The organism is Streptomyces aurantiogriseus, from assembly GCF_014649375.1.
Lineage (GTDB): Bacteria > Actinomycetota > Actinomycetes > Streptomycetales > Streptomycetaceae > Streptomyces > Streptomyces aurantiogriseus.
Genome location: NZ_BMSX01000006.1, coordinates 296,008 through 313,194, shown reverse-complemented (window position 1 = coordinate 313,194; position 17,187 = coordinate 296,008). Strand labels below are relative to the sequence as shown.

The following is a 17,187-nucleotide window of genomic DNA, read 5'->3' as shown; positions in this document are numbered from 1 at the left end:
GCCCCTCCTCGCCCTGTGGGTGCCCCGGCCGGTCCTCGGTCGGGGCACCGCCCGTTTCCGGAGGCGCTCAGACGGCGCCTGGCGCCGCCGTGGAGCCTCGGACGACCAGTTCCACCGGGATGTCCCCGCCCTCGGGTGTACGGCCCTCCAGGACCGCCAGGAGGGCCCGCATGCCCCGTTCCCCGAACAGTTCGGCGTCCAGCCGTACGGTCGTCAGCTCGGGGTCGAGGGCGGCGGCCAGGGCGATGTCGTCGACGCCGGTGACGGAGATGTCGTCCGGGATGCGCAGGCCCAGCCGCCGTGCGGCCTTGTAGACGCCGGCGGCCAGTTTGTCGTCGTCACACACCACGGCGGTGGGGCGCGGGCCCGGGGCGCTCAGGGCGGCCTCGGAGGCCGCCAACGCCCCCTCGATGGACATCGGGGTGCGGGCCGTCCGCACCGACGTCCCCGGCACCGCGCCGACCCGTGCGGCCAGCTCACGCGCGCGTACCTCGAAGGTCCAGGACGGCACGTCCGCCGCCAGGTGGAGGAAGTGCCGGTGTCCCAGACCCAGCAGGTGGTCGGCGATCCGGCGGGCGCCGTCGGTGATGTCCAGGTTGACCGTGGCCGCGCCGAGGCTGCCCCGCGGATCGCTGTCGAGCATCACCAGGGGCAGCTGGTCGCCGTGGATGGCGGTGAGGGCGTCGGCGGCCATGGAGGAGGCGATCACGCCGTCCAGGGCGGCCTGGGCGGAGGCGAAGGGGTCGCGGGCCGGGCCGACACCCTCGGGGGAGGGATAGAGCACCACGCCGAAGCCGTGGTCGGCGGCGACCCGGGCCGCGCCCGTGTACACGCCGGCGAAGAACTCGGTGGTCAGCGCCGGGACGACGAGCAGAACCGTGCGGGTGCGGCCCAGGCGCAGATTGCGGGCGGCGAGGTTGGGCCGGTAGCCCAGTTCCCGGGCGGCCTCCCGTACGCGCTCGGCCGTGGCCTCGGAGACCCGGCCGCGCCACTTGTCGCCGAGCACCAGGGAGACCGCGGCCTGCGAGACCCCCGCGGCCTGGGCGACGTCACGGCTGGTCGGGCGCGTACTACCTCGTGCCACCGTGGGCCTGCTCTTTCGTCTGGCGCGTGCACTCTGGACGGGTGAACAGCGCACATGGTACGTATGACAAGAGACGTTATACGTAAAACCCGAGGGTGAGGCACCGCCTCGGGCGAGCCGACGGAGGCGGGACATTGGCCGCGGGGTACCTGGAGATCCTCAGGGCGAGGCACGCGGCGCGGCTGCTGGCGGGCACGCTCGTGGGCCGGCTGCCCAACGCCACGGCCGCCATCGCGATCGTGCTGTTCGTGCGCGCCGAGGGCGGCGGCTACAGCCTCGCGGGCGCCCTGGCAGCCGTCTACGGCGTCGCCAACGCCGTCGGTCAGCCCCTGCTCGGGCGCCTCGTCGACCTGCGCGGCCAGCCACGCGTCCAGCTTCCCGCCGCGCTCGCCTCGGCCCTCGCGATGGCGGTCTTCGCCTTCGCCGGTACCGATCCGCTCCCGCTCGCGTACGCCGCCGTGGCGGCCGCCGGGCTGTTCACCCCGCCGCTGGAGGGCGGTCTGCGGGCGCTGTGGCCGTCGGTGCTGCGCCGGGAGGACCAGGTGCACACGGCGTACGCGATGGACGCGGTGGCGCAGGAGGTGATGTTCACGGTCGGTCCGCTGCTGGTGACCTTGTGCGTGTCGCTGTGGTCGGCGCAGGCCGCGTTGCTCGTCCTGAACGTGGTCGGAGTGCTCGGGGCGCTGTCGGTGGTCGTCTCGCCGCCCGCGCGCGCGTGGCGTTCCGCCCCGCGTGAGGCGCACTGGCTCGGCGCGCTGCGCTCGCCCGGGCTGCTCGTGCTGCTTGCCGCCTTTCTGTTCGTCGGGATCGCTCTCGGCTCGATCACGGTCGCCTCGGTGCCGTACGCGGACGACCACGGCGGCGACACGGTGTACGGGTGGCTGATGGCCGCCCTGGGACTGGGTGCGCTGGTGGGTGGCGTGGTGTACGGGGCCCGGCAGTGGGCGGGTGTGCCCGAGCGGCGACTGCGGGTGCTGGTGGCGTTCCTGGCGGTGTGTTATCTGCCGTTGATGCTGATGCCGGGAGCTGTCGCCATGGTGGCACTCACGGTGCTCGCCGGTGTGTTCCTCGCGCCTGCCATTGCCTGTGCCTTCGTCATCGTCGACCGGCATGCGCCGCGGGGTACGGTCACGGAGGCGTTCTCCTGGCTGGTGACCACGTTCACGGTCGGTCACTCGCTCGGAACGGGCGTGGCGGGGCCGGTTGTGGAGGCGGGTGGTGCCCTGTGGGGTTTCGCCGTGCCGGGTGCCGCGGGCGCCGTGTCGTTGCTGGTTCTGCTGTCCACGGGGCGGGTACTCGCAGCTCCCGCTGCGGGTGCGGTGGTTGCGGCTTCATCGGAAAATGATCCAAACCGTGCTGCCGAACCTCGTTTCAGTTCAGGGGATCGGGCGTAATGTTCACTCATGGACCGCCGCATTTTCGGGCTGGAGAACGAGTACGGCGTCACGTGCACGTTCAGGGGACAGCGCCGCCTGTCGCCTGACGAGGTGGCGCGGTACCTCTTCCGCCGTGTCGTGTCATGGGGCCGAAGCAGCAATGTCTTTCTGCGGAACGGCGCCCGCCTCTATCTCGACGTGGGATCGCATCCGGAATACGCGACACCCGAATGTGACAACGTGATCGAACTGGTCACCCACGACAAGGCCGGCGAGCGCATTCTCGAAGGACTCCTGGTGGACGCGGAACGACGCCTGCACGAGGAGGGAATCGCGGGCGACGTCTACCTCTTCAAGAACAACACCGACTCGGCGGGCAACTCCTACGGTTGCCACGAGAACTACCTGGTGGCCCGGCACGGGGAGTTCTCCCGGCTCGCGGACATCCTCATCCCCTTCCTGGTGACCCGGCAGCTGCTCTGCGGCGCGGGCAAGGTGCTGCAGACGCCCCGCGGGGCCGTCTACTGCGTCAGCCAGCGGGCCGAACACATCTGGGAAGGCGTCTCCTCGGCGACGACCCGCTCCCGGCCCATCATCAACACCCGCGACGAACCGCACGCCGACGCCGAGCGCTACCGCCGGCTGCACGTCATCGTGGGCGACTCGAACATGTCCGAGACGACCATGCTGCTCAAGGTCGGCGCCACCGACCTGGTGCTCCGCATGATCGAGGCGGGCACGGTCATGCGCGACCTCACCCTGGAGAACCCGATCCGGGCGATCCGCGAGGTCAGCCACGACATCACCGGCCGGCGCAAGGTGCGCCTGGCCAGCGGCCGCGAGGCCTCCGCGCTGGAGGTGCAGCGCGAGTACTACGAGAAGGCCGTGGACTTCTGCGAGCGCCGCGGGATCCGCACCGGCACCGTCGAGCAGGTCCTGGAGCTGTGGGGCCGCACGCTGGACGCGATCGAGTCCGAGGACCTCGACCGCATCGGCACCGAGATCGACTGGGTGATGAAGTACAAGCTCATCGAGCGGTACCGGGCCAAGCACAACATGACGATGTCGCACCCGCGCGTGGCGCAGATAGACCTCGCCTACCACGACATCCACCGGCGTCGTGGCCTGTACTACCTGCTGGAGAAGAAGGGTCAAGCCACCCGGATCTGCAACGACTTGAAGATCTTCGAGGGCAAGTCCGTTCCCCCGCAGACAACTCGGGCGAGGCTGCGCGGCGACTTCATCCGCCGGGCCCAGGAGCAGCGCCGGGACTTCACCGTCGACTGGGTCCACCTCAAGCTCAACGACCAGGCGCAGCGCACCGTGTTGTGCAAGGACCCGTTCCGATCGGTGGACGACAGGGTGGAGAAGCTGATCGCCGGAATGTGAGAAATGCGCTTCCGGTGAGGCGCCGGAACGCAACACGGGCGCCGTACGTTTCCCGTACGGCGCCCGTCTCACGTCGTAGAGTTGCGCGCACGCCATCCACAAGATCGACCGATTACGAGGCCCCCACCGTGCGCCGACGCTCACTCATTCTTGCCGCCGTACCCGCCGGACTGGTCACGCTCGCCGGATGCGGCGACGACAAGTCCGACTCGTCGAGCGCGGCCGACGGCAACGCGTCGCCCTCAGCCTCGGACCCCTCCGCCGCGCCGGCGCCCAAGATCGTCGACGGTCCGCTGCCGGCCATCACGGCGGGTACCGAGTTCGGTGAGAAGCCGACGGTCGCCAAGGGCAGCGGCGCCCCCTCCGACCAGCTCGCGGTGAAGACGGTCATCGCGGGCAACGGCCGGACCGTCGCGGAGAACGACTACATCTGGGCCCACTACCTCGGCCAGATCTGGGACACCGGCAAGGTCTTCGACAACTCCTACGACCGCAAGACGCCGCTGTTCATCCAGCTTGCCCAGGGCGGCATCATCGACGGCTGGCGCTACGCCCTGGCCGGCAAGAAGGTCGGCAGCCGCGTGGAGCTCTCGGTCCCGCCGACCTGGGGTTACGGCAAGGAGGGCCAGCCGCAGGCCGGCATCAAGGGCACCGACACCCTGGTGTTCGTGGTGGACGTACAGGGCACGTTCAACGGCAAGAGCTCCGCCGAGGGCAAGGACGTCCCGCAGGACGACGCCGCGCTGCCGAAGGTCGGCACCAACACCGACGGCAAGGCGCCCTCCATCGAGATCCCCAAGGCCGACCCGCCGAAGAAGCTCGTGGCGAACTACGTCATCGAGGGCGACGGCGAGGAGGTCGCGGCCGACGGCAGCGTCGTCGTGCAGTACAAGGGCGTCGTCTGGGACACCGGCAAGGAGTTCGACTCCACCTACACCCGCAGCGCGCCCACGGCGTTCTCGCTCCAGCAGGTCGTCAAGGGCTGGTCGCAGGGCCTGACCGGCAAGAAGGTCGGCAGCCGCGTCGTCATCGTCGTCCCGCCGGAGCTGGGGTACGGCGACCAGCCGCCGGCCGGCAGCGGCATCGAGAAGGACTCCACGATGGTCTTCTCGGTGGACATCCTCGCGACGGTGTGACGCCGCCCGAGGTGTAAGACTGTGCACGTTGCCTTTTCGAGACAAGCAGGAGCGTAAGACGTGAGCATCGACAAGCCCGAGATCGACTTCCCGGGCGGCGAGCCCCCGGCGGACCTCGAGATCAAGGACATCTGGGAGGGCGACGGCGCGGTGGCGCAGGCGGGCCAGACCGTCACCGTCCACTACGTCGGTGTCGCCTTCAGCACGGGTGAGGAGTTCGACGCCAGCTGGAACCGCGGCACTCCGTTCCGCTTCCCGCTCGGCGCCGGCCGTGTCATCAAGGGCTGGGACCAGGGCGTGCAGGGCATGAAGGTCGGCGGGCGCCGCCAGCTGACCATCCCGGCCCACCTCGCCTACGGCAACCAGAGCCCGACCCCGGCGATCAAGCCCGGCGAGACGCTGATCTTCGTGGTGGACCTGCTCGGGGTCTGATCGCCGTACGACAGGTCCTGGCTGATCGTCCCGTGACCAGTCCCGACCACCTGGGGCCCATGCCTGTGCGGGCATGGGCCCTCGGCTTTTGCCGGGACACGGTGGAGCGGTACGGTCATCCGTCAGAAGCACCATAAGGAAGGCGAAGGGCGTCGATGGCCATTGCCAAGGCCGAGCGGCTGATGAACCTGGCGCTGTGTCTGCTCGGGACGCGGCGGCCGCTCAGCAAGCGTGAGCTGCGCGATTCCATCGAGGCATACGTCGAGGCCTTCGGGCCGGGCAACGGCTCGGCCGGCTCCGACGACTCCTTCAACCGGATGTTCGAGCGGGACAAGGACGACCTGCGGGAGCTGGGGCTCGTCATCGAGACCGTCGAGAGCCTCGACGGCGAGATCGGCTACCACGCCCGCCGCGACAGCAACCGTCTGCCGCCCATCACTCTCGACGCCGAGGAGGCCGCCGCGCTGGGGCTGGCAGCCAAGGTGTGGCAGCAGGCCCGGCTCGCGGGCGCGGCCAGCGGTGCCCTGCAGAAGCTGCGCGCGGCCGGACTGCCGGAGGACGTCGACCCCTACGAGGCCCACGGCGCCCTGGAGCCCCGTATCCCCGTGCACGAGGCCGCGTTCGAGCCGCTGATGCTGGCCTGCCGCGACCGCCGCCCGGTCGTCTTCGACTACCGCAAGGCCACCGCCGCGCACCCGGAGCCCCGGCATGTCGAGCCCTGGGCGCTGGAGTGCTGGCGCGGCCACTGGTACCTGGCGGGCTGGGACCGCGACCGGGGCGCCGAACGCGTGTTCCGGCTGTCCCGGATCACCGGCAAGGTGCGCTCGCGCGGCGGCCGCTTCACCGCGCCGGTCCCCGATGTCGTCACCGTCCGCGAGACCGTCGCGAGCTGGGCGGGGGAGACCGCCGACCGCAGCGCGCTGATCCGGCTGCGCACGGGCGCCGGGTACCCCTTGCGGGCGAAGGCGACGGCGGTGCGGGAACTCGGCGACGGCTGGGACGAGTTGGAGATTCCGTACGGGCACGGGCTGGACGCCTGGCTGGTGGAGTTCGGGCCGGACGTAGTGGTCCTGGAGCCCGCCGAGCTGCGGGCCGACGTGGTGGACCGGCTGCGTGCGGTGGCCAAGGGCTGAGGGGGAGCGAGCAACACAGTGGCAGGCAAACCGGTCAGGCCGGCGAACGCGATCGACCAGACCCGGCGGATGCTCTCCCTGGTGACGTATCTCCGGGAGCGGCCCGGGGCGCGCATCGAGGACGTGGCGCGCGCCTTCGGCATCACCGAGGACGAGCTGGTCTCCGACCTCGACGTGCTGCCCATGTGCGGCACCAGCTTCCGGGGCGGCGATCTCCTCGACATCGACACCGACGGCGAGCGCATCTGGTGGCACAATCCGGCCGCCCTCGGCGCGGAGGCCGCCGAGCCGCTGCGGCTGGCCGCCGACGAGGCGACGGCCCTGCTGGTCGCCGCGCGGGCCGTGGCGACCCTGCCCGGCCTGCGCGAGGGCGACCGCCAGGCGCTGCTGCGCGCCACCGCCAAGGTGGAGGCCGCGGCCGGCGAGGCGGCCGGGGCCAGCTCACGCCTGTCGGTGACCTTCGAGTCCGAGGGCGGGGTCTTCGCCGACGTCGACCGGGCGATCTCCGAGCGGCGCCGCCTGTGGATCCGCTACTACTCGCCCGCCCGTGACGAGGTCACCGAGCGCGAGATCGACCCCATCCGCCTGGTCAGCGTCGGGCACACGTACGTGGAGGCCTGGTGCCGCCGCTCGGAGGCGCGCCGCACCTTCCGCCTCGACCGGGTCGCCGAGATCCGCATCCTCGACGAGCCCGCCGCGCCGCCCGAGGTCGAACTGCGGGACCTGTCGGAGGGGCTGGTGCAGCCCGCCGCCGAGGACCCGGAGGTCGTCGTCGAGGTCGGCCCCGGCGGCCGCTGGGTCGCCGAGTACTACCCCCACGACAGCGCCGATGAACTTCCCGACGGCGGTCTGCGTATCACTCTGCGCACACCGGATCCGGCCTCCCTGCGCCGCCTGGCCCTGCGCCTGGGCCGAGACGGCCGCATCGTCTCACCTCCGGACCTCGCCGACAGCGCCCGCCGCGCAGCACGGGAGGCGCTGGCCGCGTACGACGGCGTCGAGGCGGAGGAGGCACGGGAGGCCACCGCACCGCGCGCGGAGCGGCAGGCCTCGGACGGGGGCTACGACGGGCCGGCCGGCACACCGGACGGCGGGGCGGCCGGCGGGCCCGGTGACAGGTCGTCCGGTGTGCGGTACGGCAGGCAGTTCGACGGGCGGGAGCAGGGGCTTTGAGCGAGTCGGCGGGGTCTGGAGGGCGAGGCGTCTCGGTGGCCTCCGCGTTCGCGGGGATGCGGAGTGTGGCCCCGGTGGTGTTCAAGGCCGGGTGCCCGGACTGCCGGGGCCGGTTCGAGCTCGCCGCGAGTGCGCTGCGCCTGGTGCTCGGGGCGTCGAGCCGCACCACCTTCTACTCCTTCACCTGCCCCGACTGCGGCGCCGCCGTGCGCAAGCCGGCCGGGGATCGGATCGTCGAGCTGCTCACCGGCAGCGGGGTCAGGACCCTGCGGCTCCACACGCCGTAGGACGGTCTAGGCTCGGCGTCATGTTCTGGCCGATGTTCGCGGTAGCCGTGGGTTTCCTGGGTCTCGCCGTCCTCGCGGTGTTCGCCGTCCGGGTGTTCCTGGAGGCGCAGCGTCTGGGACGGCAGGTCGCGGACTCCGCGAGCCGTATCAACAGGGCGGCCGAGGAACTGGAGCGGGCCGCCCTGAGCGCGGCCCGGGCTGTCGACACCCTGTGAGTCCCGCTGTGGTGGGCCTGTGAGTCCTGCGCCGAACGCGTTTTGGGCCACTTCGCCCTCCCGCCTCAGTGGTTCGGACAGGTACGCTGCTGGTCGCGGTCCGGAGAACGAGGCCCGGATCGCGGACCGGGAGTACGCACGGGGATTGCCTCACGTTTACCCCTGAGCGTTACGATCGCTGCCACACGATCGTTCGGACACATGTCCGACCGGTCGGACAGCACCCCACCCAGCCGCCTCGGTGAGAAGGTAAAGACTTATGTTCGGAAGGCTTGGCGCCCCCGAGATCATTCTCATCCTCGTCGTCATCATCCTGCTGTTCGGCGCGAAGAAGCTTCCGGACATGGCCCGCTCGCTCGGCAAGTCCGCGCGCATCCTCAAGAGCGAGGCCAAGGCGATGAAGGAAGAGGGCAGCAACTCGGCCACCCCGGCCGGCCCGCCGAACAACGGCGAGCAGCCCCCCGCTCAGCGCACCATCCAGGCCGCCCCCGGCGATGTGACCAGTTCCCGCCCGGTCAGCGAGCCGACGGACACGACCAAGCGCTGACGCAGGGCCGGTGACCTCCGGCCCGCCGCACGAGATGGGAACGTGGGTTGCTCAAGCCTGCCCGCAAGAAGGAGAAGGATCCCGAGGGGCGGATGCCCCTCGCGGAACACCTCCGTGAGCTTCGCAACCGGCTCGCGAAGGCGCTGCTCGCCATCGTCCTCGTGACGGTCGTCGCCGCCTTCTTCTACAACGACATCATCAACTTCCTGACCAAGCCGATCCTCGACTCGGTCGGCTGCGGGAAGACGTTCGAGGAAATCGCGAACGACCTGAAGTCGGCCGACGACACCAATCAGTGCGCCCGGATCACGATCAACGGTCTCCTCGCCCCCTTCACGCTGGCCCTCCAGGTCTCCCTGATGGCCGGCATAGTGTTCGCCTCCCCGGTCTGGCTCTACCAGCTCTGGGCCTTCGTCGCGCCGGGCCTGCACCAGCACGAGCGGAAGTACGCCTACGCCTTCGTCGGCACCGGTGTGCCGCTCTTCCTCGGTGGCGGCTACTTCGCCTACATGGTGCTGCCGACCACCGCGAAGGTGCTGATCGAGTTCACTCCGAGCGGCGTCAACAACTTCCTGCCGCTGGACGATCTGCTGCAGCTCGTCACGCGCATGGTCGTGGTCTTCGGTCTCTCCTTCGAGCTCCCGCTCCTGCTGATCATGCTCAACCTGACCGGCGTCATCACCGGTCAGCGCATGCTCGGCTGGTGGCGCGCCATGATCATCGGCATCACGGTCTTCGCCGCCGTCGCCACGCCCAGCACCGACCCCGTCTCGATGCTGGCGCTCGCCGGGCCCATCTGGATCCTGTACTTCGGCGCGGTCGCCTTCTCCCTGCTGAACGACCGCCGCAGGCGCCGTCGTGACGCCCTGGGCCCCGCCGACGACGAGGCCTCCGAGCTGGACCTCACCCCCGAGGACATCGGCGAGGTCGAGACGGTGACCGCGAGTCGCGCGCTGCCCGAGCAGGCGAGCACGGAGCGGGTCAACGGTTATGACGACGTGACCTGAAGATCGCCCCGAGGCTCGTAGGGTCACCTGCGTGACCAGCGAGATCACCCTCTTCGTCAACCCCACCGCGGGCCGCGGCCGGGGCGCCCACGCGGCGCTGCCGGCCGCTTCGGCGTTGCGGGCGGCCGGCTACTCGGTGCGCACGATCGTCGGCGAGGACGCGGAGGACGCCCTCGCACGCGCGCGTGCCGCCGTCGCGGAGGGCACCGGCGCCCTGGTCGCCGTCGGCGGCGACGGACTGGTCCACCTCGCGCTCCAGGCCGTGGCCGGCACCGACACCCCGCTCGGCCTGGTCGCCGCCGGCACCGGGAACGACTTCGCCCGAGCCCTCGGCCTGCCCCTGCGTGACCCCGCCGCCGCGGGCCGCCTGATCGCCGACGCCCTCAAGGGCGCCCGGATCCGCGACATCGATCTCGGACAGGCCGGCGGCCGCTGGTTCGGCACCGTCCTCGCCTCCGGCTTCGACTCCCGCGTCAACGACCGCGGCAACCGCATGCGATGGCCCACTGGACGCGCCAAGTACGACCTGGCGATGCTCGCCGAACTGGCCGCCTTCCGCCCGTTCCCCTACCGGATCAGGCTCGACGACGGAGCCGTCCGGGAGGTCGAGGCGACCCTGGTCGCCGTCGGCAACGGGTCCTCGTACGGCGGCGGCATGCGGATCTGCCCCGGCGCCGACCTCGGCGACGGCCTGTTCGACGTGACGGTGGTCGGGGACTGCGGGCGGGCGGCGCTGCTGCGGGTGTTCCCGCGGGTGTACCGGGGGACGCACGTGGAGCATCCCAAGGTCACCGTGCACCGGGCGGCCACCGTGGAGCTCGCGGCGCCCGGTATCGCCGGGTACACGGACGGGGAACCGCTGGGTCCGCTTCCGCTGACCGCGCGCTGTGTGCGCGGGGCGGTACGGATCGTAGGCGCCTGACGGCTCTGAACTGCGCGGATCACAGGTTTCACGGTCCCCGATCCGGATAATGATCGTCCTGTTGTCAGTGGGGCCCGGTACGCTCGAAAGCACGATGACAGAGGACCTCTCACCGGCCGAGCGGTACGCGGCGGCGCGCAGGCGCGCTGTCGAGCAGGCCACCGCGCTCGCGTCCTTCCGCGAGATGTACGACTTCGGTCTCGACCCCTTCCAGATCGAGGCCTGTCAGGCGCTCGAGGCGGGCAAGGGCGTTCTGGTGGCCGCACCCACCGGCTCGGGCAAGACGATCGTGGGCGAGTTCGCCGTCCACCTCGCCCTCCAGCAGGGCAAGAAGTGCTTCTACACGACCCCCATCAAGGCGCTGTCGAACCAGAAGTACTCCGACCTGTGCCGTCGCTACGGCACCGGGAAGGTCGGCCTGCTCACCGGCGACAACAGCGTCAACTCCGACGCCCCGGTGGTCGTGATGACCACCGAGGTCCTGCGGAACATGCTGTACGCCGGCTCGCAGACCCTCCTCGGCCTCGGGTACGTGGTGATGGACGAGGTGCACTACCTCTCCGACCGCTTCCGCGGGGCCGTCTGGGAGGAAGTGATCATCCACCTCCCCGAGTCGGTCACCCTCGTCTCGCTCTCCGCGACCGTGTCCAACGCCGAGGAGTTCGGCGACTGGCTCGACACCGTCCGCGGCGACACCGAGGTGATCGTCTCCGAGCACCGGCCCGTGCCGCTGTTCCAGCACGTGCTCGCCGGACGGCGGATGTACGACCTGTTCGAGGAGGGCGAGGGCCACCGCAGGGCCGTCAACCCCGACCTCGCGCGCCTGGCCCGGATGGAGGCCAGCCGGCCGTCGCTCCAGGACCGCAGGCGCGGGCGGATGCGGGAGGCCGACCGGGAGCGGGAGCGCCGGCAGCGTTCGCGGGTGTGGACGCCGGGTCGGCCCGAGGTGATCGAGCGCCTCGACGCGGAGGGCCTGCTGCCCGCCATCACGTTCATCTTCAGCCGCGCCGCCTGCGAGGCCGCCGTCCAGCAGTGCCTGTACGCCGGGCTGCGGCTCAACGACGAGGAGGCGCGCGCACAGGTCCGCGCCCTGGTCGAGGAGCGCACGGCCTCCATCCCCGCCGAGGACCTGCACGTCCTCGGGTACTACGAGTGGCTGGAAGGCCTGGAGCGCGGCATAGCGGCCCACCACGCCGGCATGCTGCCGACCTTCAAGGAGGTCGTCGAAGAGCTGTTCGTGCGTGGCCTGGTCAAGGCCGTCTTCGCGACCGAGACCCTCGCGCTGGGCATCAACATGCCCGCCCGCTCGGTGGTGTTGGAGAAGCTCGTCAAGTGGAACGGCGAGCAGCACGCCGACATCACCCCCGGCGAGTACACCCAGTTGACGGGGCGTGCGGGCCGACGGGGCATCGACGTCGAGGGCCATGCCGTGGTGCTCTGGCAGCGCGGTATGAACCCCGACCAGGTGGCCGGCCTCGCGGGCACGCGCACATACCCGCTGCGCTCCAGCTTCAAGCCCTCGTACAACATGGCGGTCAACCTCGTCGAGCAGTTCGGGCGGCACCGGTCGCGGGAGCTGCTGGAGACGTCCTTCGCGCAGTTCCAGGCCGACCGGTCGGTGGTCGGGATCTCCCGGCAGGTGCAGCGCAACGAGGAGGGACTGGAGGGCTACAAGGCCTCCATGACCTGCCACCTCGGCGACTTCGAGGAGTACGCGCGGCTGCGCCGCGAGCTCAAGGACCGCGAGACCGAGCTGGCCAAGCAGGGTGCGGCCCAGCGGCGGGCCGAGGCGGCGGTGGCGCTGGAGAAGCTCAAGCCGGGGGACGTCATCCATGTGCCCACCGGCAAGTACGCGGGCCTGGCACTGGTCCTGGACCCCGGTCTGCCCGCCGGGCGGGCCAACGGCCACCGCGGCTTCGACCACCACGACGGGCCCCGCCCGCTCGTCCTGACCGCCGAGCGGCAGGTCAAGCGGCTGGCCTCGATGGACTTCCCGGTGCCGGTGGAGCCGCTGGAGCGGATGCGGATCCCGAAGACGTTCAACCCGCGCTCACCGCAGTCCCGTCGTGACCTCGCCTCCGCGCTACGCAGCAAGGCCGGGCACATCCCGCCGGAGCGGGCCCGCAAGAAGCGGTCCCAGGCCGCCGACGACCGGGAGATCGCCCGGCTGCGCACCGCGCTCCGCGCGCACCCCTGCCACGGCTGTGCCGAGCGCGAGGACCACGCCCGCTGGGCCGAGCGCTACCACCGCCTGATGCGCGACACCTCGCAGCTGGAGCGGCGCATCGAGGGCCGCACCAACACCATCGCCCGGACCTTCGACCGGATCGTCGCGCTGCTGACCGAGCTGGACTACCTGCGTGGCGACGAGGTCACCGAGCACGGCAGGCGGCTGGCCCGGTTGTACGGCGAGCTGGACCTCCTGGCGAGCGAATGCCTGCGGGCCGGGGTCTGGGAGGGCCTGGCTCCGGCCGAACTGGCGGCGTGTGCCTCGGCGTTGGTGTACGAGGCCCGTGTCGGCGACGACGCGATGGCGCCGAAGATGCCCTCCGGCAAGGCGAAGGCCGCGATGGGGGAGATGGTGCGGATCTGGGGGCGGCTGGACGGTCTGGAGGAGGAGTTCCGGATCAACCAGACGGAGGGGGTCGGGCAGCGGGAGCCCGATCTCGGGTTCGCCTGGGCTGCCTATATGTGGGCTTCCGGCAAGGGCCTCGACGAGGTGCTGCGTGAGGCGGAGATGCCGGCTGGTGACTTCGTTCGGTGGTGCAAGCAGGTCATCGACGTTCTCGGCCAGATCTCGGCGGCTTCTCCCGCGGAGGGCTCGACTGTGGCGAAGGCCGCGCGGAAGGCGGTCGACCAGTTGCTGCGGGGGGTTGTGGCCTACTCGTCGGTGGGCTGACGGATCGTCGGCGGGCGCGGGGCTGTGTGGTGGCCCGCGCCCACGCGGCACAGCCGCACCTGAACACAGCCGGCGCACCGGGTCCAGGCCCGCGCCGGCTTCCGCGGGCGCCTTGTCGACAAAGCTGCCCGCCGCGGTGCAGCGCACGGCCACGAAAAGGCCGTGCGCTGCCGAACTCAAGGATGCCTCCCGGCAGTTGGTCGCCGCGCCGGCCGCGGGCGGCGCGCTCGCCAAGGGTGAGTCCGCCGTCGGCGCGGCCCTGCGTGTCGCGGGCGCCTGACGGCAGCTTCACGCCGCTCGGTTCACCCGTACGGGTGAGGTCCTTCGTATGCTCATACGTCGTTACACACGGTGTGTGAACGAATTCCGAGCGTGCAAAACGGCCGAGGCTACTCCAGGTACCGGCCCGGTTTCAGGCGGTTGCCGAATATGACACGGCGATGATCCGGTCGGACTAAGCTCGCCCGCGGCGCACCGAGTTGAGGTGAATTCGTGCGCTTGTTCCCACATATTCCGAAGCTGCCGACACGTCCCTACAGAGGGTGCCCATATGGTGAGTGTTCAGTCCCCACCCGGCCGCCGTGAACTGGCATACGCACGCTTGCTGTTGCTGCCGGCGATAATGATGGCCGCGGCGACCGGAGCCGCCGTCGCCCTCGTGGCGCCGTCGGCCCGACTCGCCGTCGGCGTCAGCGGAGCCGTCGCCACCCTCCTGGTGATCGCCGCCGGGACCGAGTCGGTGCGCCGCGGCAGGCGACTGCGGGAACTGCGCGAGGAGACGGGCCGGCGCGTCGCGTACCTGGAGCGGCAGGTCTCCGTCCACGAGGAACAGAACGTCCAGGTCGCCGAGTACTTCGTGCCCCAGGCGGTGGAGTGGCTGCGCGCCGGGGGTTCCCCCGGCGAGGTGATGATCCACTTCGCGGAGGTCGATCCCGCCTTCAACGAGCTCGGCGACGGGCAGCGCAAGGTGGTCAAGAAGATCCTCGACATCGTCGACCACGAGGAGGCCCTGCGCGACTCCGCCCAGCGCTCGTTCGTCAGCATCGCCCGGCGCGTCCAGGCCATCGTCCACCAACAGGCCGCCGAGCTCCGGGAGATGGAGGAGGACCACGGCCGTAACCCCGAGGTCTTCGACGACCTCCTGCGCATCGACCACGGCAACGCCCTGATCGGCCGTCTCGCCGACTCCATCGGAGTGCTCGGTGGCGGCCGGCCCGGCCGCAACTGGCCCCGGCCGGTACCGCTGTACAGCGTGCTGCGCGGCGCCATGTCCCGCATCCTCGAGTACCGGCGCATCCAGCTGGACTCCATCGCCAAGGTCAACATCGACGGCCTCTCCGTCGAGCCGCTCATCCACGCGGCCGCGGAACTCCTCGACAACGCCACCCGCTACTCGCCGCCGCAGAGCAAGGTCCACGTCAACGCCGTCGAGGTGCAGACCGGCATCGCGATCGAGATCGAGGACGCCGGCGTCAGCCTCAGCGAGGAGGCCCGCGCCAAGGCCGAGCGCATGCTGGAACTGGCCAAGCGCGGCGTCGACATCCAGGACGTCGGCGGCACCCCGCGCCTGGGCCTGGCGGTCGTCGGCCGCCTGTGCAAGTCGTTCAACCTGCAGGTGTCGCTGCGCACCTCCGCGTACGGCGGCGTCCGTGCCGTGCTCGTCGTGCCGAGCGAGATGCTCACCTCCGAGCCGGCCCCCGGCTTCGCCCACGGCATCGGCGCCACCGCCGTACCCCAGATCGACCTCGCGACCATCGGGGAGGGCCCCAAGCGCCCGCCCAAGAAGCGCCGCCCCACCAACCCACGCATCCCTGTCGGCGTGTCGCTGGACGACGAGGTGCCCGAGATCACCGAGTGGACCGACAAGGGCCTGCCCCAGCGCCGCAGCAAGGCGACCGTCCCCATCAGCCAGATCTATCGCGAGGCGTACGCCGCCCAGGCCGCCGCCGAGGCCGCCGAGCGCGAGGGCAGGCCGGACCCGTTCGCACAGGCCCGGCCGGAGCCCGAGCCCAAGAGGAAGGGGGCGGAGCCCGGAGTGCACTTCGAGGCCTTCTGGGAGGGCCTCAAGAAGGACATGCCCCCGGACGTCCACCCCACCGACTTCCTCCGCAACCCCACCGCATATCTGCACCTGATCGAAGACAAGGCCAAGAACGAGGCCGACGACGAGGGGGACCTCAAGTGATCCAGCAGCGCGCCAACTTCGACTGGCTGCTCAAGGAGCTCTACGACGGAGTTCCGGGCATCGAGATGATCGTGGTGCTGTCGGCCGACGGACTGCGCATCGCCCGCTACGCCGGTGACCCCGACGCCGCGGACCGGGTGGCCGCCGCCTGCGCGGGCCTGCAGAGCCTGGCCACCGCCGTTGCCCAGGAGTTCCACTCCAGCGACGGCGAGATGAAGCTGGTCGTCATCGAGCTGAACGACGGCTACTTCTACATGATGTCCGCCGGCCCCAACGCCTACCTCGCGGTACTCGCCGACGTGCGCTGCGAGGCCGGCCGGATGAGCGGCATGATGCGCGATCTCGTCGTGCGCATCGGCGCCCATCTGACCACCCCGCCCCGGCGCAACGGGCAGAGCGTATGACGCCTCCGCAACGCCAGCGGCGTCAACCTGTGCCGGAGCCGCCCGAGGGGCCCCCGCAAGAGGACGGCAAGGACGTCGAGCGGCTGTACGTCATCTCGGGCGCGGACGGCGAGCGCGCGCCCCTCGACCTGGTGACATTGATCGTGGCGCGCGCCGAACCACCCTCGTCCGCGACGCCGGAGCAGACCGCGGTGCTGCGGATGTGCCGGGCCCCGCTGTCGGTGGCCGAGATCTCGGCCTATCTCAGCCTGCCGTTCAGCGTGATGACGGTGCTGCTCACCGAGATGCTGGCGGCCGATCTCGTGCAGGCGCGCGCCCCGATCGTTCGGCAGAAGATCCCCGACCGGTCCCTCCTCGAAGCGGTGATGCATGGACTTCAAAGGCTCTGACACGATCCCCGGGCCCCGGTCCGAGGATCATCTGCCGCACACCACCACGGCGGCAGCCAAGATCGTCATCGTGGGCGGCTTCGGCGTCGGCAAGACGACCATGGTCGGCTCGGTCAGCGAGATCAGACCGCTGACCACCGAGGAGACCATGACGCAGGCCGGGATCGGGGTCGACGACAACTACGGCTCCGAGTCCAAGACCGCCACCACGGTGGCGATGGACTTCGGCCGCATCCGCATCTCCGACCAGGTTGTGCTCTATCTCTTCGGCACACCCGGCCAGGAACGCTTCTGGTTCCTGTGGAACGGCCTGTTCGAGGGCGCGCTGGGCGCCGTCGTCCTGGTCGACACCCGCCGTCTCGAGGTCAGCTTCGAGGTCATGGGACGGCTGGAGGAGCGCGGCGTGCCCTTCGTGGTCGCCGTCAACACCTTCCCCGACGGTCCCCGTTACCCCGTCGAGGACCTGCGCGCCGCCCTCGATCTGCAGCCCGAGGTCCCGATCGTCGAGTGCGACGTGCGCCGCCGGGCCTCCAGCCGCGACGTGCTGATGACCCTGATGCGCTTCCTGCACGCCCTGGCGCTCAGCCGCAGCCGCACCTGACCCCGCCC

At 70.8% G+C, this 17,187-nt stretch carries 18 protein-coding genes; 17 read left to right on the top strand and 1 reads right to left on the bottom strand.

Going from position 1 to position 17,187, the window contains the following annotated elements; translation table 11 throughout:
• Positions 1-67: 67 nt before the first annotated feature.
• Entirely contained in the window at positions 68-1,084 is a 1,017-nt protein-coding gene (locus IE263_RS16025; RefSeq protein ID WP_189936829.1) for a LacI family DNA-binding transcriptional regulator, read from the bottom strand.
• Between the two features lie 134 nt (positions 1,085-1,218).
• Here IE263_RS16025 and IE263_RS16020 point away from each other — a divergent pair, with 134 nt between their 5' ends.
• The 17 genes from IE263_RS16020 (at position 1,219) to IE263_RS15940 (ending at position 17,179) form a co-directional block, all read left to right on the top strand.
• The gene (locus tag IE263_RS16020; protein ID WP_189936827.1) at positions 1,219-2,478 is read left to right on the top strand and encodes an MFS transporter; all 1,260 of its coding nucleotides are present in this window, start codon (positions 1,219-1,221) and stop codon (positions 2,476-2,478) included.
• A 9-nt stretch (positions 2,479-2,487) separates the two neighbouring features.
• Entirely contained in the window at positions 2,488-3,849 is a 1,362-nt protein-coding gene (pafA, locus tag IE263_RS16015; protein ID WP_059125684.1) for a Pup--protein ligase, read from the top strand.
• Positions 3,850-3,977: 128 nt separating this feature from the next.
• Complete coding sequence (locus tag IE263_RS16010; protein WP_189936825.1) at positions 3,978-4,985, top strand: FKBP-type peptidyl-prolyl cis-trans isomerase; 1,008 nt, start codon at positions 3,978-3,980, stop codon at positions 4,983-4,985.
• A 60-nt stretch (positions 4,986-5,045) separates the two neighbouring features.
• Positions 5,046-5,417 carry an FKBP-type peptidyl-prolyl cis-trans isomerase gene (locus IE263_RS16005; RefSeq protein ID WP_031486671.1) on the top strand — a complete coding sequence of 124 codons (372 nt, stop codon included), beginning with the start codon at positions 5,046-5,048 and terminating at the stop codon, positions 5,415-5,417.
• Positions 5,418-5,572: 155 nt separating this feature from the next.
• Entirely contained in the window at positions 5,573-6,550 is a 978-nt protein-coding gene (locus tag IE263_RS16000) for a helix-turn-helix transcriptional regulator (protein WP_189936823.1), read from the top strand.
• A gap of 18 nt (positions 6,551-6,568) precedes the next feature.
• On the top strand, positions 6,569-7,723 hold the full coding sequence (locus IE263_RS15995) for a helix-turn-helix transcriptional regulator (RefSeq protein WP_189936821.1): 1,155 nt from the start codon (positions 6,569-6,571) through the stop codon (positions 7,721-7,723).
• A complete protein-coding gene (locus IE263_RS15990) occupies positions 7,720-8,010 on the top strand; it encodes a hypothetical protein (protein ID WP_189936819.1) in 291 nt (96 codons plus the stop codon). Before IE263_RS15995 ends, IE263_RS15990 begins: the two co-directional genes overlap by 4 nt.
• A gap of 20 nt (positions 8,011-8,030) precedes the next feature.
• On the top strand, positions 8,031-8,225 hold the full coding sequence (locus tag IE263_RS15985; protein WP_189936817.1) for a hypothetical protein: 195 nt from the start codon (positions 8,031-8,033) through the stop codon (positions 8,223-8,225).
• Positions 8,226-8,484: 259 nt separating this feature from the next.
• Positions 8,485-8,772: a Sec-independent protein translocase subunit TatA gene (gene tatA / locus IE263_RS15980; RefSeq protein ID WP_189936815.1), complete on the top strand. Its 288-nt coding sequence runs from the start codon at positions 8,485-8,487 to the stop codon at positions 8,770-8,772.
• 47 nt (positions 8,773-8,819) lie between these two features.
• Entirely contained in the window at positions 8,820-9,779 is a 960-nt protein-coding gene (tatC, locus tag IE263_RS15975; protein WP_189936813.1) for a twin-arginine translocase subunit TatC, read from the top strand.
• 31 nt (positions 9,780-9,810) lie between these two features.
• Complete coding sequence (locus tag IE263_RS15970; RefSeq protein WP_189936811.1) at positions 9,811-10,701, top strand: diacylglycerol kinase; 891 nt, start codon at positions 9,811-9,813, stop codon at positions 10,699-10,701.
• 49 nt (positions 10,702-10,750) lie between these two features.
• Positions 10,751-13,600: a DEAD/DEAH box helicase gene (locus IE263_RS15965; protein WP_189936809.1), complete on the top strand. Its 2,850-nt coding sequence runs from the start codon at positions 10,751-10,753 to the stop codon at positions 13,598-13,600.
• Between the two features lie 112 nt (positions 13,601-13,712).
• On the top strand, positions 13,713-13,880 hold the full coding sequence (locus IE263_RS15960; RefSeq protein ID WP_189936807.1) for a hypothetical protein: 168 nt from the start codon (positions 13,713-13,715) through the stop codon (positions 13,878-13,880).
• 270 nt (positions 13,881-14,150) lie between these two features.
• Positions 14,151-15,785: a sensor histidine kinase gene (locus tag IE263_RS15955; protein WP_189936805.1), complete on the top strand. Its 1,635-nt coding sequence runs from the start codon at positions 14,151-14,153 to the stop codon at positions 15,783-15,785.
• Complete coding sequence (locus IE263_RS15950; protein ID WP_189936803.1) at positions 15,782-16,189, top strand: roadblock/LC7 domain-containing protein; 408 nt, start codon at positions 15,782-15,784, stop codon at positions 16,187-16,189. Before IE263_RS15955 ends, IE263_RS15950 begins: the two co-directional genes overlap by 4 nt.
• Entirely contained in the window at positions 16,186-16,578 is a 393-nt protein-coding gene (locus IE263_RS15945) for a DUF742 domain-containing protein (protein WP_189936802.1), read from the top strand. Before IE263_RS15950 ends, IE263_RS15945 begins: the two co-directional genes overlap by 4 nt.
• Positions 16,559-17,179, top strand: coding sequence for a GTP-binding protein (locus IE263_RS15940; protein ID WP_189936800.1), 621 nt, complete (start codon positions 16,559-16,561; stop codon positions 17,177-17,179). The genes IE263_RS15945 and IE263_RS15940 overlap by 20 nt, the downstream gene beginning before the upstream one ends.
• The last annotated feature ends 8 nt before the right edge of the window (positions 17,180-17,187 follow it).

Bases quoted from the DNA above. Each gene is read 5' to 3' on its own strand.
- pafA (WP_059125684.1), top strand. From the start codon at position 2,488: ATGGACCGCCGCATTTTCGGGCTGGAGAACGAGTACGGCGTCACGTGC.
- IE263_RS16000 (WP_189936823.1), top strand. From the start codon at position 5,573: ATGGCCATTGCCAAGGCCGAGCGGCTGATGAACCTGGCGCTGTGTCTG.
- IE263_RS15985 (WP_189936817.1), top strand. From the start codon at position 8,031: ATGTTCTGGCCGATGTTCGCGGTAGCCGTGGGTTTCCTGGGTCTCGCC.
- tatA (WP_189936815.1), top strand. From the start codon at position 8,485: ATGTTCGGAAGGCTTGGCGCCCCCGAGATCATTCTCATCCTCGTCGTC.
- IE263_RS15965 (WP_189936809.1), top strand. From the start codon at position 10,751: ATGATCGTCCTGTTGTCAGTGGGGCCCGGTACGCTCGAAAGCACGATG.
- IE263_RS15955 (WP_189936805.1), top strand. From the start codon at position 14,151: ATGGTGAGTGTTCAGTCCCCACCCGGCCGCCGTGAACTGGCATACGCA.
- IE263_RS15945 (WP_189936802.1), top strand. From the start codon at position 16,186: ATGACGCCTCCGCAACGCCAGCGGCGTCAACCTGTGCCGGAGCCGCCC.
- IE263_RS15940 (WP_189936800.1), top strand. From the start codon at position 16,559: ATGGACTTCAAAGGCTCTGACACGATCCCCGGGCCCCGGTCCGAGGAT.